16 protein-coding genes are annotated in these 18,119 nt (G+C 46.9%); 9 read left to right on the plus strand and 7 right to left on the minus strand.

The annotated features are described in order from the left end of the window. Positions 1-199: 199 nt before the first annotated feature. On the minus strand, positions 200-1,537 hold the full coding sequence (locus ACED36_RS12300; RefSeq protein ID WP_371733328.1) for a CoA-disulfide reductase: 1,338 nt from the start codon (positions 1,535-1,537) through the stop codon (positions 200-202). Positions 1,538-1,632: 95 nt separating this feature from the next. Continuing rightward, entirely contained in the window at positions 1,633-3,033 is a 1,401-nt protein-coding gene (locus ACED36_RS12305) for an L-cystine transporter (protein ID WP_016958214.1), read from the minus strand. An 846-nt stretch (positions 3,034-3,879) separates the two neighbouring features. On the opposite strand from ACED36_RS12305, the gene ACED36_RS12310 reads away from it, so the two are divergent. Continuing rightward, complete coding sequence (locus ACED36_RS12310; RefSeq protein WP_371733329.1) at positions 3,880-5,163, plus strand: hypothetical protein; 1,284 nt, start codon at positions 3,880-3,882, stop codon at positions 5,161-5,163. 190 nt (positions 5,164-5,353) lie between these two features. Here ACED36_RS12310 and ACED36_RS12315 read toward each other — a convergent pair whose 3' ends face one another. Beyond that, a complete protein-coding gene (locus ACED36_RS12315; protein WP_371733330.1) occupies positions 5,354-6,385 on the minus strand; it encodes a Preprotein translocase subunit SecY in 1,032 nt (343 codons plus the stop codon). Between the two features lie 167 nt (positions 6,386-6,552). Further along, positions 6,553-7,446: a DNA-3-methyladenine glycosylase gene (locus ACED36_RS12320; RefSeq protein WP_016958211.1), complete on the minus strand. Its 894-nt coding sequence runs from the start codon at positions 7,444-7,446 to the stop codon at positions 6,553-6,555. A 333-nt stretch (positions 7,447-7,779) separates the two neighbouring features. Here ACED36_RS12320 and ACED36_RS12325 point away from each other — a divergent pair, with 333 nt between their 5' ends. Next, the gene (locus ACED36_RS12325) at positions 7,780-8,163 is read left to right on the plus strand and encodes a DUF805 domain-containing protein (protein WP_371733331.1); all 384 of its coding nucleotides are present in this window, start codon (positions 7,780-7,782) and stop codon (positions 8,161-8,163) included. A gap of 104 nt (positions 8,164-8,267) precedes the next feature. Next, positions 8,268-8,618, plus strand: a complete 351-nt coding sequence (locus ACED36_RS12330; RefSeq protein WP_017003971.1) for a hypothetical protein — start codon at positions 8,268-8,270, stop codon at positions 8,616-8,618. Between the two features lie 32 nt (positions 8,619-8,650). Here the strand turns inward: ACED36_RS12330 and ACED36_RS12335 are convergent, their stop codons facing one another. Both ACED36_RS12335 and ACED36_RS12340 read right to left on the minus strand, forming a co-directional pair. Continuing rightward, complete coding sequence (locus ACED36_RS12335; RefSeq protein ID WP_371733332.1) at positions 8,651-9,361, minus strand: response regulator; 711 nt, start codon at positions 9,359-9,361, stop codon at positions 8,651-8,653. A gap of 98 nt (positions 9,362-9,459) precedes the next feature. Further along, entirely contained in the window at positions 9,460-11,067 is a 1,608-nt protein-coding gene (locus ACED36_RS12340) for a sensor histidine kinase (RefSeq protein WP_017003968.1), read from the minus strand. Positions 11,068-11,347: 280 nt separating this feature from the next. On the opposite strand from ACED36_RS12340, the gene ACED36_RS12345 reads away from it, so the two are divergent. The 6 genes from ACED36_RS12345 (at position 11,348) to ACED36_RS12370 (ending at position 16,210) form a co-directional block, all read left to right on the plus strand. Continuing rightward, positions 11,348-12,319 carry a tripartite tricarboxylate transporter substrate binding protein gene (locus tag ACED36_RS12345; protein ID WP_371733347.1) on the plus strand — a complete coding sequence of 324 codons (972 nt, stop codon included), beginning with the start codon at positions 11,348-11,350 and terminating at the stop codon, positions 12,317-12,319. Between the two features lie 89 nt (positions 12,320-12,408). Further along, positions 12,409-12,885 carry a tripartite tricarboxylate transporter TctB family protein gene (locus ACED36_RS12350; protein WP_016958205.1) on the plus strand — a complete coding sequence of 159 codons (477 nt, stop codon included), beginning with the start codon at positions 12,409-12,411 and terminating at the stop codon, positions 12,883-12,885. 2 nt (positions 12,886-12,887) lie between these two features. Beyond that, on the plus strand, positions 12,888-14,438 hold the full coding sequence (locus tag ACED36_RS12355; RefSeq protein WP_371733333.1) for a tripartite tricarboxylate transporter permease: 1,551 nt from the start codon (positions 12,888-12,890) through the stop codon (positions 14,436-14,438). A gap of 250 nt (positions 14,439-14,688) precedes the next feature. Then, on the plus strand, positions 14,689-15,093 hold the full coding sequence (locus ACED36_RS12360) for a hypothetical protein (protein WP_016958203.1): 405 nt from the start codon (positions 14,689-14,691) through the stop codon (positions 15,091-15,093). 209 nt (positions 15,094-15,302) lie between these two features. Next, positions 15,303-15,767: an ASCH domain-containing protein gene (locus tag ACED36_RS12365; protein WP_026023940.1), complete on the plus strand. Its 465-nt coding sequence runs from the start codon at positions 15,303-15,305 to the stop codon at positions 15,765-15,767. 41 nt (positions 15,768-15,808) lie between these two features. Then, positions 15,809-16,210: a GFA family protein gene (locus ACED36_RS12370; protein WP_016958201.1), complete on the plus strand. Its 402-nt coding sequence runs from the start codon at positions 15,809-15,811 to the stop codon at positions 16,208-16,210. 108 nt (positions 16,211-16,318) lie between these two features. On the opposite strand, the gene ACED36_RS12375 is transcribed toward ACED36_RS12370, so the two are convergent. Next, the gene (locus ACED36_RS12375; RefSeq protein ID WP_016958200.1) at positions 16,319-18,010 is read right to left on the minus strand and encodes a mechanosensitive ion channel domain-containing protein; all 1,692 of its coding nucleotides are present in this window, start codon (positions 18,008-18,010) and stop codon (positions 16,319-16,321) included. Positions 18,011-18,119 lie beyond the last annotated feature (109 nt).

Genomic DNA, 18,119 nt, shown 5'->3' on the forward strand with positions numbered 1-18,119 from the left:
GGTGCAATAACCAACGCGAGCCTAAAACTAAAACATACGAGGAAGGTGTAGATAATGTGAAGTGTGCAATATATCGAACGAATTGCATGTGAACGTGATGGTGCGATTGAGAACATCCGTGGCTGACGAGTATGGTGCGGGAGATCATCAAAACAAGGCCAGCGATGTCGCTGGCCTGATTAAATTGTTCACTTATGGTTTATTTGGCGACGTTGCCTGCCACATTCATGATGTCCCACGTTCTGGCAAACGGTGGTGCATAGGCAAAATCCATCATACCAAGCTGGCTGGTGGTGACGCCCATAGTGATAGCCACAGCCATTGCATCGATACGGTGTACCGCGCCTTTGTAACCAATCAACTGTGCGCCAAGAATGCGCTTGGTTTCCGCTTCGTAAATCAGCTTCATGTGCATATCCGACTGACCCGCACAATAATTGGTGTGGCATTTGTCTTTGATAGTGAGGGTCTTCACCATGAAGCCAGCATCCGTCGCTTCGCGCTCGGATAGTCCAGTACGGCCTGCTTCTAGCCCCAATACACGCACACAACTGGTGCCGAGTGAGCCTGGGAATTGCAATGGTTCGCCATCGATTTGCGCAATGTTGTCGCCCACCAAGCGGCCTAGCTTGTTTGCGCCAGTTGCGAGCGGGATGTATTGGTTACGTTGCGAAATCGAATTCCAGATAGCGGCGCAATCGCCTGCTGACCACACATCTGGCAAGGAGGTTTTTCCTTCACGATCAACCACGATGGCGCCGTTTGGCAGGGTTTCAATGCCTGTTTCTTGCAAGAATGCAGTGTTCGGTTTCACACCAGTACACACCACCACCAGATCCGTGGCGTATTCGCCTTTGTCTGTTATCACGCCAGATACTGCGGTATCACCTTTGATTGCCATCAGTGATTCTGACGTAAGAATTTCGACGCCCGCTTTTTCCAGCTCCGTTTGAATATGCACACTGATTTCTGCATCAAAGGCATCAGGGATTAAGCGCTCTGCGCGTTCAATCAAGCGAACCTGTTTACCTTGGTGGAGCATGGCTTCCGCCACTTCCAAACCGATAAAGCCAGAACCAATGATGGTGACGTGTTGGCAGTTAGCGTCTTGAATTGTTGCTTTTAGCGCTATGCCATCGTTCATCACGCGTAGCGTGTGTACGCCGTTTTTTTGTAGGCCTTCAACGGGAGGCAGCACTTCGCGAGCGCCAGTAGCTATCATTAATCTGTCGTAGTGCGTCACGAACACGTCGCCGTTATGCGAGATTTCGAGTTTTTTGACGTCAGCGTCGACCTTTGTGACGCGATGTCCCGTGTTCACCGTGATGCCACGCTCTGCGAACTGTGCTGGGGTGAATTCCGACATGTAACCGCTGTCACTAAATTCATCCGCCACGTAATAGGGCAGGCCACAAGCACCAAATGAGATGATTTCTGACGCTTCATAAACAATGATTTCAGCGCTTGGATTCACTCGACGAGCTTTGGCTGCAGCGCTCATTCCCGCGGCTTCACCGCCAATGATGATGATTTTCATGTTGCATTCCTCATGGGCATATTGCCCTGAAAACAGGAATTGGGAGCCAACGCTCCCAAAATATTATGTGACGACTAATGAGCCTATCGAGTTTATTACGCGGTAGCGTCTTCACCATCTAGGTTCAGTGGCTTGTCATCGTTGAATACCGCCATATCTGTTTGACCCATTAGTTTGCTGGTCACAGATCCTGCGGTGACAGAACCTGATACGTTAAGCGCGGTACGACCCATATCGATCAGCGGCTCGATAGAGATCAACAGACCTGCAAGCGCGACAGGGAAATCCAACGCGGAGAGAACAATCAATGCGGCAAACGTTGCGCCGCCACCAATGCCAGCGACACCGAACGAGCTAATGGTGATGATGGCAATCAGCGTGACGAGAAAGCCAATATCTAACGGGTTGATGCCCATGGTTGGCGCAATCATTACAGCAAGCATGGCGGGGTAGATACCCGCACAGCCATTTTGACCAATGGTTGAACCGAAAGAAGCGGCAAAGTTGGCGATACCATTTGGAATACCCAATGCTTTTTCTTGCGTTTGAACGTTCATCGGAATTGACGCTGCGCTGCTGCGTGATGTGAAAGCGAACGTCAGAAGAGGCATGATTTTCTTCAAGTGACGAATCGGGTTTAGGCCTAGCATCGCGATGATCGCTAAGTGAATCGCGAACATGGTAAACAGCGCACCGTATGAAGCCATAACAAAGCTTGCTAGGTTAACGATATCCGCGTAGTTAGAGCCTGAAATCACTTTGGTCATTAGCGCCAGAACACCGTAAGGCGTCAAACGCAGTACCAGTGTCACGATGCGCATAACGATAGCTTTTGCCACGCCAACGAAGCTCTCGAACGACGCAAAGACGTCTGGTTGCTTCTTCGCGATACCTGTTGCGGCTATGCCAATAAAGATAGAGAAGATAACGACTGCGATAGTGGACGTTTTACGCGAACCTGTCATATCTAGGAACGGGTTCGCAGGAAGGAATTCTAGGATCATGTTAGCGAAAGACAGGCTTTCTACGCGACCCAGATTGGTTTCTAGCGATTGACCGCGTGCGACTTCCGCCGCGCCAGCCGTTAGGCCTTCTGCAGTCAGACCAAACATCAACGACCAAGCAATACCCACAAGCGCGGCAATCATGGTGGTCACCACCAATACGCCAATGCTCATGCCACTAATCTTGCCGACAGACGAACCGCCTTTGAGCTTGAGGATGGCAGAAATGATCGACACCATCACGAGTGGGATGATGATCATTTGAAGCAGTTTCACGTAGCCTTTACCGACAATGTCGAAGTAGTCGATGCTAGTTTTAATAATGTCGGAGCCAGCACCGTAGTAAAGCTGTAATAAGCCACCAAATACGACACCTAAACCCAAACCAGCAAAAACACGTTTGGTAAAAGGTACATGCTTAGCTTGTAGTGTGTACAAAAAATAGATAAGTGCGGTGAATATCGTGAGGTTCAATATAACGCTTAAGGCCATTCTTAAATCCTTAATTTCAATAGCGGGCTAAATGTAAAATAAATTCGCCTTTTCTTCATATTCTTTATTCTCGAAAGAAGATGGAATACTCAGTGAGTGAATATCTTGCTGCTCTTCCGTCTATCCTCTGACGGTGTGCCAGTCTGAATAGCCCTTACGCTGGCTAAGGCCGCGATGATAGGGCAGTCATTCATGCATATAAAACAAAACTATATAACTAAAAGATATATGTTATAAAGTGAACAGGATTTGACTGTTTATAACTCAGATGTAATTTTATTATGAGCGATATTGTTATTGGGTTGTTTAAATAATTAATAATAAAAGTAACATTGTTGTTTGTCCGATTAATTAAATCCCCCTAACGGTTAACGTTGTTTTTTCTTTTAGTGATAATTTTGTTTCCTCATTATTTAAGAAAGAATATACGACGGTTTTCGATTGTTTTGCGTGACGACTATCGACAATTTTCCATCCGATATGTGCGTGCATTTATTTGCCTCTCTTCTTTCAATGATTATCGTTTGTTTTTTCACCGCTCTCACTTTCAGTCTCACATTAAATATCAATTAAATCATTTGGTTAATGCTTGTTGAGGGTTTTGGTTTTAACCCTATGTGTACGAAGAAAGATTACCGAATTGCGTGGTGTATCACTTACAAAATCCAATGTGATCAAGATCACCTAAACTTGCAATGTTGGGGGTGGGTTTTGAGCTAAATTGTTACTTACACCTTGCATAAAGTCGGGTGATCAGACGGCAGCTATCGATAGGCTGACGGCGAATCTATTGGTAAATAATAAAAATAATTTCGTGAGTGGCGGTGACAGTTAGAGGGTACATCTATGAAAAATTTGCGTTTATCGGCGTTAGCCGTTGTGCTAGTAAGTTCCATCACAGCATGCCAATCCACATCAGAACCTGCTCAGATAGCCAGTGAAACCAATGGGGTTTCACAACAAAGCCAAAATACGCTTCAAATCTACGAAAAAGCGAAATCGGATTACGCCCGTTGGCTAGCCAAAATGGAAGAGAGCAAGGAACTTCGGTTATACAGTAAGGATGCCGTTGAGGATTTGTTTGACGCGTGGGAAGACGCGGTTGATGTCTACGAAGATTTTGATTCAAACCCAGCCAAAGCGACAGAAAGCTACTCCGTATTTTCTTCGGGTACTTATGCGCAAACTTTTGATAAACGTATGGTTAAAGTCGCGACGCTCCATGCGGAGTTATTGACCTTAAAAGAAACCGCAGACAGTTTACTGGCGGAAGCCATCGCAGAAATGGCCTATCTTGACATGATTAACGCAGAGGCCGTGTTTGCGTCGCGTTACAGCCGAATTGCCAGAGATTATCGTGCGTTGTTTGAGTATGTGGCTGATAACGATCTCGATGATGCTCAAGTCAAACAAGTGCAGTTTTTAGATAAGGCGAAAGCGTTAGAAGTGGCCGTGGCACTACAAATCAATGTGGTCCCCTTGAATAATGAACTCGTTCTGCTGCGTAGAGAGGGCTTCAAATCTGTTGCGCCCATTAGCTATACCAAAGCCGGAGCGACGTTAGAGCAAGCTGAAGCCGTGGTAACGGCCGATCCGCGAGACATATCGGCAATTGAAAAAGCGGTGTTGGCGGTGAAGTTTGAGATTGGTCATCTCAAGCATATTGGCTTGGAAGTGAAGCGGTTTAGGAATATCGATGACGGAAAATTTGAACCGTTGATTTTGGATCTCGAAAATCAGCTTCATCGTATTGCTCAAGCGTTTGAAAAAATTGATCTTCGTGATAAGCCGATCAAACAACAAACTGATGCGCTGGCGAGTAAGGCAGAAGCGTTAGCGCAGACATTGAACAATACAGCTGACGTCGACCCTGAATTGAAGCAGTTGATGGCGAAGCTTGAGTCGGTCAATACAAATCTGTCTTTAGCGGAGCAAGACAAGGAAACCTTGTCTGCACAAGTCACCACCCTTGAAGCAAAGAAGGCGTCAGATGAAAGCTTGATTGATGACTTACGCATGGTGATCGACACTATCAAGCCTAAAGATGCTAACGCAGCCGCTGCGAATGATCCCGTTTCTGCGCCGAGCAACGGTACTGACACATCGCGTACAGAGAAACCTAAAGTGTGAGTGTCAGCTCGATGGTAGAAGTAAAACAAACAAGCAAACCTAAAAAGTAAAAGTAAAAGTAAAAGTAAAAGTAAAAGTAAAAGTATAAAGCACGAAGCAAAAAACAAGAAAGCGCCCATTGCGGCGCTTTCTCGCTTCTTAGGAGCAGGTCATGCGCGGAGGTTATGGTCAGATATTTAAACCATCGGCCTCAAGCAACAAGATAATAGTGATGATTCGCTTTCTTCGCCAAAACACCGTCGTTCATCATATCTTCAAACAAAGTATCCACATCGTCCGTTGGCAGTAAGAAGTGTCTACACACCGCTTTTTTCGAGCAAGTTATCACGCCGTTTTTAACGGCCAATTCTACTCGTTGTGCCAAGGTTAAGTCAGCGTCATCTTGCTGCTTATCATTATCACTGTCTGCGTTGACTACGCTGTCGATAGCTGGCTTGTGCTCTAGATAACCCAAAGGTTTACTGATGGTTTCTGGTGTAATGTCAATTTCAGCGTGGTGCTGATAAAAACGACGGAAACGTGTTTCTTCACCAATCACACCAACGAAAAATGCGGCGAACAAATCAAGCAAAATAGACAAGAACACCACTAAGCCAAACTGAGCGGTTTGCTGCGAAACTTGAAACGCATTCGCAAGGCTATCAATCAAACCAATTGCGGACCCTTGCGCGACAGGAGGCAGCGAATCACGCTCTTCCGCCAAGAGGATCTGTTCTTCACGCAGGGTGTTGTTTTGTGCCTGAATGCGGCTAACGCCCGTCGCGATACGCTCCATTTGTATGTACTTTTCTGCCGCCAAGTTATTCAAGTCAATTTGCTTTTCAATGGCGTCGATCTGGCGGTTATATGCGTCGACTTTGGCTTGCTCAATCGCGATAACGCTTTGCGCTTTGTTGGTAGCACTATTAATGCCACCAATACTGCCGCCGATCGAAATGGCGGCCAATACGAGGTAAAACACCAACGCGGTGAAAGACCCCATGTAGTTACGATGGGCACGACGTTCGCCAAATTCGTACCAAGCGTAGAATTTTCCAGCCTCAAAAATGATCGCCAACGTACCGAACAATGCTTTCATCATCGGGCTGTCATCAATCGAAAGGAAAAGCAGTAGTGAAAATACCGTTGAAGTGACCACGGCTGCGCCAGTAAAGCTGTAGACGCTGATCATGGCGAAAGGGCCTTTAGGGTAGCGATACCCGAGCATAGTTTTGTAGTGCATAGTTATCTTTCAAGTCACGGTATGAAGGGCGGGGAGGATACCGCATTGACGCTGCACCTTCCGCAACTGTGACCTAACTAACAGTTTGACTGCTTGTTTCACCACCAAATCGTTAGTGTTTTATACGATTTGTGGCGCGCAATGGTAGATGTGACACTGCGTCTGGGCTAGTAACCTTGCTCAGATTGGATCGCCCAAAGGTGTGCGGCAACTAAGGCACGCCAGGGCGAAAACGCGTTAAGCCATACCTGTGTTTCCTTTTCCGACGGTTTTTCTTCGCTGTTGAGCAAGCGTTGTAGGTTTCGGCGTACCGCCACATCGCCATGCAATGAACCATCCAGCCAGCCGAATCCCCGCAACAAGGTATAGCTGACTGTCCATGGCCCCACGCCTTTTATTGCCAGTAGTTCACGCGCGACAACCTCAGGATCTGCGGTCAACGACAAATCTAGTTCGTTGTTCTCTAGCATTTGGGCAACGCGCTGGATAGTGGTTGCTTTGCTGTTGGAAAATCCGCAACGGCGATAGGTGTCAATTTCCGTGTTAGCAAGTGTCGCCGCATCGGGTGAACACCAAATACCGCTGCTGTGTCCTCGTCCGGTTGCTTCAATAAGTCGTCGACGAATGGAAACGGCAGCTTCCACGCTGATTAACTGTCCGGTGATTGCCCATGTAATGGCTTCAAAGGGTGTTGTTGTTTGTGGAATTCGCAAACCACGATGGTGTTTCAGCAAACGCGAAATTTCAGGGTGGGTTTGATAGTGCGCTTCAAACGCGTCGATGTCTTGATTCAGGCCTAGCATGTGAGTAAGCAGAGCGGCTAGTCCGTCATGATCTAGTGAGGACGCGTAGCTATCCGCGTCTATTTGGAGGGTTGCAGTATCGTTGTTCAAAGAGAGGCTAAGACAACAAGGAATTCCATTAATCAGCATACCTTTCCGGATCAGGTTACCTTCCACTTTTTCTGCAAGCTCGGTTTTATCTCGCTTGTGAAATGCAAGAAAATCACTGTGTCTAAAGTTACTTGGTAGTGACGTTGTCACGCTTAGGGTGGTGGTCATGAGCTTAACTCCTAGAGCAGGGTGAAAACAGCCTAAACCGGGCAATGATACAAGGCGAGATAATTCAACCTAACGCACTATAACTGAATGTAATTTATTTGATCTCTACAAGCTCGATCACAGAAAGCGGCAAAGACGAGTTGCCAGGCACTGAGTCAGGATTGAGGGGCTTTCCCGTCATCGTTAGATCTATCAGTTTCATTGAGTTAACGTAATAATCACGGCTAACTTCTTATTATTGATGATAAAATAATTTTTTTGACTGTTATTATTTCCGAATTCTTAACAAGCATCTAGAGGTTGCTTGGGTATGTTACGACACGGAGGTTGACGATGAATTATTTCTTACTGGCATTAAAAAACTTTGCGGTATTTTCTGGTAGAGCAAGAAGGAAAGAGTACTGGATGTTTATCCTGTTCTATCTGATTTTCTCTATTGTTCTTACCATTGTTGATCAAATACTGGGGAGTGCGTTCCTCTCTTTAATATTCTCGTTGGCTTTGCTTATCCCAAGTATCAGTCTTACAGCCAGAAGGCTTCATGATACGGGTCGAAGTGGTTGGTGGCAGTTGATTGCATTGATTCCTTTAGTTGGCGCCATTGTCATGATTGTTTTTCTCGTGCAGGACAGCAAAGAGGACAATGAACACGGTGTAAACCCAAAAGGTAGTACTGAAGCAGGCATTACTGCTTATGAAGCAGGCATTACTGCTTAACAAGCCGATCTATTCCTGACAATTACAAACACTGTCGTTGCTTTTCATATGGCTTTGGCAGTGTTTTTTGTATCAAATGGATTTGTCTAACAGGTGTTTGTGATATGTGGAAAATATTACTGATTGGTTTGATGGCAGTGTATATCTCGGGTTGTGATTTTCCGACGGAATCCATGGATAAGAAGTTCGGTGAGCAAAATTTTAATTCTGCGATATCTTTGATTGAGTTGCATAAAGTGCGTAACGGTAGCTATCCACAACGTCTTGATGACCTGGAGTTTCTCGGAGATTGGGATGCTATTTGGCTTTCATCTGTTGATTACAAAAAAACAAAAACTGGGTATAACTTATTTGTTACTAAAGGCTGGATGTCAGAGCCTGAACTAGAATTATCGGTGAGGTTTAAGCAAGGCTTAGGCATCGAAGAATCAAACATTATCTGGGTCAACGATTAACTCCAACAGATCATGTGGGCTCATCTCTTCAATTATTTCATGCCAATATAACGCCTTTCTGGTCGGCCAACACTGCCGTAATTCACCTGAGCTTCCAGTTCTAAAGTGCTAACCATATATTCAAGATAACGACGGGCAGTAGTGCGGCTTGCGCCAATCAAGGTGCCAACTTCTTCGGCGTTGAGTGGTTCTTCAGAATCCGCAAATACTGCTCGAATTTTATCCAGCGTGATGACATCAATACCTTTGGGGAGTCGGAAGGAGTGGGTATGGGTTGTGCTATCTGTTGTCGGTGCAGATGTCATGCGCTGCGGCAGAAGGGTGTCGACATCCGTTTGTGCCAATGACTCCATGGCACGAAGCTTCTCTAAGTGCGCCGCGTATTGTGCTATCACTTCTTGCAGGCGCTCAAATACCAAAGGCTTGAGAATGTAGTAGAAAACGCCACTGCGCAGCGCGTCTCGCAATGTATCGACCTCTTTGGCGGCAGTGATCAAAATGACATCCGTGGCGCTGTTGTTCGCACGCAGCTTTCTCAGCAAATCTAGCCCAGTACCGTTAGGGAAATGGTTATCGAGCAGCAGTAATTCGGGTTTAAAAACGTCCACAAGGTCTGCCGCATCTTCCAATGTGTGGGCGATGCCAACCAGTTCTACACCGTCTATGCGGTCTAAAAAGCGTTTTTGTATTTCTGCAATCTGAATATCGTCTTCAGCGATAACGACGCGGATGTTTTGGGCCATAGGTACAACTCATTCCTTGTTGGTCTTTCTTATTCCTGTGTACTTAAGTCTAGCTGGCGTTGGGTGTTACATACTCAAACGAATCCTGGATCTTGATGTTACTCGGGTCTTGCTTTGGGAATGTACACCGTGAATCGACTGCCGACAGTATCTGCGGGCTCAAGCAATATCGTGCCACCCAATTTCTGTAACAGTTTTTCGACGAGATGAAGCCCAAAGCCGTGGCCCTCACCTTCTTTGCTGGTGACGCCCTTACGGAAAATGTTCTCTTGGTCTTTTTCCGCAATGCCAGCGCCTTCGTCTTCAATTTCAAAAATCAGGTCGTTACCTAAGTCAGTCATTGATAGTCGGACGTCGAATTTACGGTTTCTGAGTGTGGCTTCAAGGGCATTGTCTATTAGATTACCAATGATACTCACCAATTCTTCACGCGGTATGTGATCGGGGATCTCCTTCATACTGCTTTCTGCGTCAATATCGAGGTTCAAACCCAGTTCCTTGGCGCGATTGTATTTGCCCAGCATACAGCCTGCGAGGATAGGGTCGGGTACGGCCTCCACCAACAATTGAATGAGGGCTTGATGGCTTTGACTTTCTTGTCCGATCAGCGCTAACGCTTCATCTGTGGCGCCAAGTTGAATGAGTCCGGCAATGGTGTGGAGCTTGTTGGAATACTCGTGAGATTGGCTGCGTAGCGTATCGGCATATTGCTCGAGTTGGCTGAGCTTTTTACTGATAGCATCTAGTTCATCTTTACGACGGAAGCTCGATACCACTCCCGTAATTTGCCCGTTTTGTAACAACGGTAGCCGGTTCACAATCAAGTTTCTGTCTTGTAGCCACACGTCTTTATCTATTTGCGGTTCGCCGGTTCGTAACACGTCCATCAAGCGGCTGTCTGGTAATACTTCTTCGATTGGACGTCCTGTCAGTTTGGTGTTGGCGTCCAGCCCGAGTGTATCAACAGCGGCACGGTTGAAGGTGGTAATGTTTCCTTGTCCATTCACGGCAATAATGCCTTCGCGAATTGATTCCAGCGTCGCGTTTTGCTCTTGGAAAAGGCGCCCAATCTGCTCAGGTTCTAATCCGAATATGGCTTTTTTGAAATGAGAGGCGAACCAAAGCCCGGTGAGCACGCTGAGCCCAAAACTGAGCAAAATGACAAGGTATAACGTGTCGCGATAGCGGTTGATCGTATCTTCCACTGACGAGAGCATAAAGCCGACGGAGATAATGCCTACCACGTTTTCGTTGCTGCTATCAAAGATCGGCGCTTTCCCGCGCACCGAAGCCCCAAGGCTGCCTGTGGCTTTTTGAATATAGGGCTTACCGTACACCAGAGCGGGTTCGTTGTAATCGCCTTCATCATCGTACATCGGTTTGCCGACACGCTTCCATGAGGGGTGCGCGAGGCGAATGCCGTTTCTGTCACCAATGACCACAAACCTCGCATCGTTCACTGATGCCAAATCGATAGATATCGGTTGCAACCATTCACTATCACGACTTTCTACGGCTTCAACCACATCGGGCATGGAGGCAATGGTTTTTGCCACGTGCAGCGCGCGTAGGCCAATTTGTTCATCGAGCGATTGGCTTAAATAGACAAGGGCAAAAAAGCCAATAAAGCCCGTTTGTAGAATGGCCATCATGCCGAGAATGAGCATCATGCGGGTTTTGAGTTTTAGCGAACGTAGTGAAAGCATCGGCTTGAAGGTGTCCTTAGTACAACGATGGTGCGTCGCTTTAGCGTGTTGTTTTTAGCTTGGCGCGAATCGCTATTATCTATCCTATTGAAATAGTGATTCTTTGTGGTCTGTCACGCAAGTGAACAATATGAACAAAATGTTTTTAATAGTTTAAAAAAACATTAAATCCACAAGGTTTCCAATATCGGCTCCAGCCAATACGTTGAAGGGGTAGGACAACAATAATTATCTCGTCCAAAGGACGGAACGACACGAGGAAATACCTATGATTTCACAAATGTTCGGTAAAAAGCGCTCCTTCATCGCAGCCCTTGCGCTGACATCTGCACTGAGTGCGGGTATGGCCAATGCGGCAGTTGAAGAGATTCACTTTCTGATCCCAGGTGGAGCAGGCGGTGGTTGGGATGGTACAGCGCGTGGTACTGGCGAAGCTTTGTCAAAATCGGGTTTGGTTGAAACCGTTTCATTCGAAAACATGTCAGGTGGCGGCGGTGGTAAAGCCATTGCGCATCTTATCGAAGTTGACGGCCAAGCCGACAACACACTGATGGTGAACTCGACCCCTATTGTTATCCGCTCTTTGTCGAAAGTGTTCCCTCAGTCTTTCCGCGATCTTAAGCCGATTGCTGCAACAGTGGGTGACTATGCAGCATTTGTCGTGCCCACCAGCTCAAAGTATCAAACATTCCAACAGTTAATGGATGACTACAAAGCTAACCCTCGTTCAGTGGCGGTTGCTGGCGGCTCAGCGCGCGGCAGTATGGACCACTTAGTCGCAGCCATGGCATTTAAAGCCGCTGGCGGTGATCCGAAACGTGTGAAATATGTGGCTTACGATGCAGGTGGCAAAGCGATGGCGGGCATCTTGTCCGGTGAAGCTCACGTGCTGTCCACCGGTTTCAGTGAAGCACTGGCGCTCAAAAACGCAGGTGAAGTTCGCATTCTGGCAATGACAGGCGATGAGCGTTCTGCCGCGGCAGCAGATGTACCAACGTTGAAAGAGCTGGGTTATGACGCGAGCTTTATTAACTGGCGTGGATTCTTTGGTTCGCCAGGTTTGTCTGATGCAAAAGCAGACGAGTACGCAGCGGTACTGGAAAAAATGTACAGCACCGATGAATGGACAGTGGTTCGTGACCGCAATGGTTGGACTGAAGTGTTCAAGCCTCGTGCAGAGTTCACGACTTTCCTAGAAGGCCAAGAGCAACAAGTTGGCGACCTAATGCGTGAGCTGGGCTTCCTTCAATAATATGAATATTAACGGGTCGAGAATATCGACCCGTACTTAGACGTTTAAGACGGGCTCGCCCGTCTGTTGTTACATCCAAGGAGTTTTTCATGGTTGTCACTAAAGACCATATCGGTGGTCTCATTTTTCTCAGTCTTTCAGTGGCCTATGGTTATTACGCTCGCCACATCCCAATGTTGCCGGGCGATGAATACGAACCGTTTAACGCACAAACGCTGCCTATTGTTCTTTCTTATATGGGCGGCCTGCTAGGTGTGCTTATGCTAGGCACGGCACGTCGTGATACGGCAAGTAAGCTGTCTTTTGCAGGCCTCGATTTCCTGCTTGTATCTAAATTGCTTCTGCTCATCGTTGCGTTTGCATTCGCACTGGAATGGATTGGTTTCGCACTTTCTACCGTTTTCTTTTTGGTGGTCGGTTACTGGATCTTAGGTGAACGACGACCTAAAACACTCTTCATTGCTTCCGTGCCGTTTGCCGTTGGCATCTGGTTTATTCTCGCCAAGCTGCTGGATATCTATCTCGCGCCGGGTCGCTTGTTCATGATGATCTTTGGGGGCCAATAATTATGTGGGACGGAATCACAACAGGGTTAAGCACCGCGATCATGCCCTTCAACATCATGATGGTGGTGGTGGGCTGTTTTGCCGGTACGTTCATTGGCATGCTGCCGGGCTTAGGCCCAATCTCAGCGGTGGCGCTGATGATCCCTATTACTTATAGCTTGGACCCAGCGTCTGGCATCATTTTGATGGCTGGTGTGTACTACGGTGCGGTTTTTGGCGGTTCGACATCGTCGATTCTGATCAATGCACCGGGTTGTTCAAGCACCGTTGTTACCGCATTTGATGGCTACCCAATGGCGCAAAAACGCCAAGCGGGTAAAGCATTGGCGCTGGCAGCGTACTCTTCATTCACTGGCGGTACGATCGGCGCCATCATTCTGCTGTTTGCAGCGCCTGCGTTAGCAACGGTGTCACTCAGTTTCCAGTCTGCCGATTACTTCGCGTTGATGGTACTGGGTTTGACCGCTGTGTCAGCCTTTGCTGGAAAAGGGCAGGTACTGAAAGCGATGGCCATGACCGTGTTCGGTTTGATGATTGCGACCGTAGGTACGGATGTTATCTCTGGTGCGCCGCGTTTTACGTTTGGCAACCTCGATTTGGTTGACGGTGTGAGCTTCCTCTTGCTGGCCATGGCGACATTTGCACTTGCAGAAGTGGTGATGACGGTACTTAAAGGTCAACACAAAGAAGAAGAGCCAGACATGGACATGGCGTCGCTGGGTAGCATGAAACTCAGCAAGGAAGAAATTAAAGAAGTCGCACCAACTGTCGCGCGCTCTTCTATCTTCGGCTTTATTGTCGGTGTGTTACCGGGCGCGGGGGCGACCATTGCGTCATTTCTTGCCTATGGCCTTGAACGTAACCTTGCACCAAAGCGTTTGAAAGAGCAGTTTGGTAAAGGGGCATTGCGCGGATTAGCAGCGCCGGAGTCGGCCAACAATGCCGCTTCTACAGGGTCTTTTGTGCCATTGCTCACGCTGGGTATTCCGGGTTCAGGTACAACAGCCATCATGCTGGGTGCGTTGATCGCCTATGGCATACAGCCAGGGCCACGTCTTTTCATTGATAATCCAGACGTGTTTTGGTCGGTGATCATTTCGATGTATTTCGGTAACTTGGTTTTGTTGATATTGAACTTGCCGTTGATTCCGTATATTTCGCGTTTGCTTGTTATTCCGCGTCCTATCTTGATACCTCTGATTTTGTTTTTCTCAATCACAGGCGTGTATCTGGTGAGTTTTAACACCTTTGATATCAATATGATGGTACTGATTACTGTTGTCGCGATATTCCTCAGGCTGTTGGATTTCCCCATGGCACCCATGCTGCTCGGTTTCATTCTGGGCGGGATCATGGAAAACAACCTCAGTCGGTCAATGACCATTTCTGATGGTAGCCTGAGCTTCCTGTGGGAACGTCCAATGACATTGAGCATTATCAGTATTTCAATCTTTGTGCTGATATTGCCATTGATTCGAGTGGTGCTTGAAAAAATGGGCTTCGGCGCAAAGGCTTCGGAAACTAAGGTTCAAGTCGATCGTAACGATGGTTAATTTCGGAGAGTAGGCGATACGTTTCTCTACAATGCCATCTCTTAGATGGCATTTTTATTTGATCGATTATGTACAGTGTTTTATTGTTATGGGTGTTGCGTGACAAAGAAGAAGCGGTCATTGTCTAAGCATCGTGGATGTGTGACAATTTTTGACATTGCCGTGTGATTTGACCTGATTGCACTAAGCCGAAAGAACACACTCAGGGCAGCAAGGTTGCTGTTGACGAAACATGAAAGAGGATATCTAGATGAAGCGAATCCAGTGGTTTGTCTTATCAGCACTTTTGAGCCTTCCTTTGGCCGTAAATGCCGAAGAAAGTAGTTGGGACAAAGCGAAAGAATCTGCCGCAGAAGCGTGGGATTCTGCAAAAGAAGCCGGCGGAAGCGCATGGGATGCCACCAAAGAAAAAAGTGGTGAGTTACTTGATAAAGCCGAAGAAGGCAGCAGCAGTCTTTGGGACAGTACCAAAGAAAAAAGTGCAGATGTTTGGGATAAAACCAAAGAAAAAAGCGGTGAACTTGCAGAAGAAGCCAAGAAAAAAGCGGATGAAGTTCTCACCCCTGAAGACAAAGAGCCCGCTCCAATCCCAGCCCCCGCACCAGTGAAACCGCTCGACCCTGACAATGCACCAGATCTTAACCAGTCCGCGTAACGTCCTCTGAATCTAACAGCCTCGCATTCAACGTGATCTGTCTGCTCTTACACATTCCCTGACAGATCGCGTTAGCATTCTCATCGTTTCTTGTCTTGTGATTGAATTCAAAGTTGCAATAAAACATAGCGTTATATTGGATGATAGAATTGAGAAATTGTTCTCATGACGTGATGGTGTGGTTGTTTTCGATGAATGTAGAGAATCTTATGGAAGAAAGAAGTAAAGCATATCTATTGAAATATCTCAGCGCGCTACCATCCGGAGTGGCAGATAAATACGCGTCATTTAGTGCAGACTATTTCTGTGCTGATGAGTACAACGCGAATGTTTGTGCTGACTTGATTTTGCGGGGAGAAAAGCAAGCCTCCTGCGGAATGGAATATTGGCATAGCAACAAAGGTGAACCGATGCCAGAAGTTGGTCACCTTCAAGTAGTGACGCGATGGGATGGCACACCAATATGCATTGTAGAGATTACCTCGGTCTCTACGTGTAAATACTCTGACGTGACGGCTGAGTTCGCTGCCGCAGAGGGAGAGGGCGACAAAACGTTAGCATGGTGGCGTGAAGCTCACTGGCAGTTTTTCTCGCTTGAGTGCCAAGAGTTGGACATTAAACCCAGCGAAGACATGATGTTGGTATTGGAGCGATTTAAGGTTGTTTACGCCTAAAAATTCATCAGATTTTCCGCATTCATAGGTATGGAGACATTATGATTAAGCGTGTTGGTAACACTGTGATTCAAGACGTTCACCGAGCAACGTGTCATTGCGGTGGCGTAGAGTTGGCGCTTTCTCTTCCTAACGGCATTGATAAGCCGCGACGTTGTGATTGTTCAATATGCCGACGCAAAGGGGCGATTGTTGCATCGGTTAAACTTGATGGTATTCGTATCGTGAAAGGTGAAGCCTTGCTCAAGCTTTATCAATTCAACACCCAAACCGCAAAGCACTACTTCTGCTCAGAATGCGGGATTTATACGCACCACCAGCGTCGTTCTGATCCAACTGAATATGGTTTCAATGTGGGATGCCTTGAAGGGGTTAATCCATTTGATTTGGGCGACGTAGTGACGAATGACGGTGTAAATCACCCGGCGGACAAACCAGGCTAAATATTTTTCAGATCAAAAAGGGTGCGAATACATCGCACCCTTTTTGCTCACTCACTTCTCATTCACCTTTCAATCATGTATTACTCGCGCTTCGTTCGTTCGATCGTATTATACGTCTTTGGCTGGCGGGAGGCTCTGACCTGATTGCATATGAAGATGTACATCTTGTTGTGGAAAAGGAATGGAAATACCTTCTTTATCAAATCGCACTTTTACTTCTCGGGTTATATCCCAGTAAACGTCCCAGTAATCATCGGTTTTGACCCAAGGGCGAACGATGAAATCGACCGATGAGCTATTCAAAACATGAAGCTTGATCATAGGCTCTGGTGCACGAAGCACAGAAGGGTGGTTGTTCACAATGTCGTTTAGCACTTCTTCAACGTGTGGAATACTGTCGCTATAACTCACACCAAATACCATGTCTACCCGACGCACCCGTTCATGCGTCACGTTCTTAATCACATCGCCCCAAATTTTACTATTCGGCACAATGATAATTTGGTTATCAAATGTTTTGATCGTGGTATTCACTAAACTCATGTGGCTGACCTTGCCTTCCACACCGCCAGCAGCGACAAAGTCACCCACATCGAACGGGCGGTAAATAAGTAGCATCATGCCCGCCGCGAAGTTGGATAAGGTGTCTTGCAATGCGAAACCAACAATCACACCCGCAATACCGAAACCAGTGAGTATGGGTGTTAAGTTCAGGCCGATTTGAGACAGAGCGATCAGGATACCAATAAACCAAACCGCTTTACCGGACATGGAAATGAAAAATTCCTGCATGAGCTGCGAGAATTTGAGGTTCTTTGAAACGACGGCGCGCTTAACGACTTTTCGGGTGAGTTTCGCTATCTGCCGCGCAATCAATAAGATGATCAAAAATACGATGAGTTGGAAGATGTGCTGCGGTGCATTTTCTACAAACCAGTCCCATAACTTGCTCGACCACGTTTTGACTATGGACAGCAGCACGTCGCTGCTGAGCAGGTCTTGGGTCACGTTACCCGTCACTTCAAAAAATAGGCGTTTGTATTCTGCAGTGGGTATCCCAACATTGTCCGCCAACTCAATCATGACTTTTAGGCTGCTGGTGGTGATGTCCATTCTTCGCTGGGACATGAGCTTAGAAAGTTGAATGCTGGCTTTCTCAGCTTCAGGCGCCACTTTAAGTTGAGCGTCGTCTGCACTCAGTTGCTGTCTGAGGTATTCGACATTCGCGGCGAGTTGTTCGGCTCTTTGTGTAATGACCTTGGTGAGGTTTTGCTCTTCTTGGGGCTTGAGGGCATCGAGCTTCTTGAGCCATTGAATATTCTGTGATGTTTCTTCGTACATGCTGTCGAGGTATTTACGAGATTCCTCATACTCTGCAAGTAAGGCAAACTTGTCTTCATTTTTGGCGTTATTAAGCTTTTCAGATAACTCAGCAGCACGTTGTGTCAGGTATTTAACCCCATCGTTGGCGTAGGTCTGCTGCTGTCTGATTTGTTCAATAAGAAAAGGCGTATCGATTGACCCACTTTTGACGCCATTGGCGATCAAGTCTCTCAACTGCTCGTTTTTTTGAAACATCTGTAGTTGCAGCGCGAGCTTATCATCACCGCTCACTTGTTTTTGTAGGGTAACCAGCGTGGTGAGTTCTTTATGCAGGGTGTTGATTTGGTCTTGGGCGTTTGCAGCGCGGGTTTCGCTCGCAGTTGCTGGTGCTTCAGTGCTTGCTAAGGCAGGTTGAGTGAATGCAAAAAGAATCACGAACAGCGTTGCAGCAACAGAAAGGGGGACGCGTAAGTTCATTGAAACGGCTCCATCGATTCAAGGCGATTAGGTGAGAAGTATGGCATTTTGTATGCCGACTGGCATTGAATCTCCCTCTCATATTTGATTAGTTTGGATATTTGGAGCG

Source organism: Enterovibrio sp. FF113, assembly GCF_041439165.1.
Classification (GTDB): domain Bacteria; phylum Pseudomonadota; class Gammaproteobacteria; order Enterobacterales; family Vibrionaceae; genus Enterovibrio; species Enterovibrio norvegicus_A.

Excerpts from the sequence above, each read along its gene's own strand:
- ACED36_RS12345 (WP_371733347.1), top strand. The coding sequence starts at position 11,348 with ATGTTCGGTAAAAAGCGCTCCTTCATCGCAGCCCTTGCGCTGACATCT.
- ACED36_RS12355 (WP_371733333.1), top strand. The coding sequence starts at position 12,888 with ATGTGGGACGGAATCACAACAGGGTTAAGCACCGCGATCATGCCCTTC.
- ACED36_RS12315 (WP_371733330.1), bottom strand. The coding sequence starts at position 6,385 with ATGCACTACAAAACTATGCTCGGGTATCGCTACCCTAAAGGCCCTTTC.
- ACED36_RS12365 (WP_026023940.1), top strand. The coding sequence starts at position 15,303 with ATGGAAGAAAGAAGTAAAGCATATCTATTGAAATATCTCAGCGCGCTA.
- ACED36_RS12360 (WP_016958203.1), top strand. The coding sequence starts at position 14,689 with ATGAAGCGAATCCAGTGGTTTGTCTTATCAGCACTTTTGAGCCTTCCT.
- ACED36_RS12330 (WP_017003971.1), top strand. The coding sequence starts at position 8,268 with ATGTGGAAAATATTACTGATTGGTTTGATGGCAGTGTATATCTCGGGT.
- ACED36_RS12340 (WP_017003968.1), bottom strand. The coding sequence starts at position 11,067 with ATGCTTTCACTACGTTCGCTAAAACTCAAAACCCGCATGATGCTCATT.
- ACED36_RS12320 (WP_016958211.1), bottom strand. The coding sequence starts at position 7,446 with ATGACCACCACCCTAAGCGTGACAACGTCACTACCAAGTAACTTTAGA.
- ACED36_RS12305 (WP_016958214.1), bottom strand. The coding sequence starts at position 3,033 with ATGGCCTTAAGCGTTATATTGAACCTCACGATATTCACCGCACTTATC.
- ACED36_RS12370 (WP_016958201.1), top strand. The coding sequence starts at position 15,809 with ATGATTAAGCGTGTTGGTAACACTGTGATTCAAGACGTTCACCGAGCA.
- ACED36_RS12350 (WP_016958205.1), top strand. The coding sequence starts at position 12,409 with ATGGTTGTCACTAAAGACCATATCGGTGGTCTCATTTTTCTCAGTCTT.
- ACED36_RS12335 (WP_371733332.1), bottom strand. The coding sequence starts at position 9,361 with ATGGCCCAAAACATCCGCGTCGTTATCGCTGAAGACGATATTCAGATT.
- ACED36_RS12325 (WP_371733331.1), top strand. The coding sequence starts at position 7,780 with ATGAATTATTTCTTACTGGCATTAAAAAACTTTGCGGTATTTTCTGGT.
- ACED36_RS12300 (WP_371733328.1), bottom strand. The coding sequence starts at position 1,537 with ATGAAAATCATCATCATTGGCGGTGAAGCCGCGGGAATGAGCGCTGCA.
- ACED36_RS12375 (WP_016958200.1), bottom strand. The coding sequence starts at position 18,010 with ATGAACTTACGCGTCCCCCTTTCTGTTGCTGCAACGCTGTTCGTGATT.
- ACED36_RS12310 (WP_371733329.1), top strand. The coding sequence starts at position 3,880 with ATGAAAAATTTGCGTTTATCGGCGTTAGCCGTTGTGCTAGTAAGTTCC.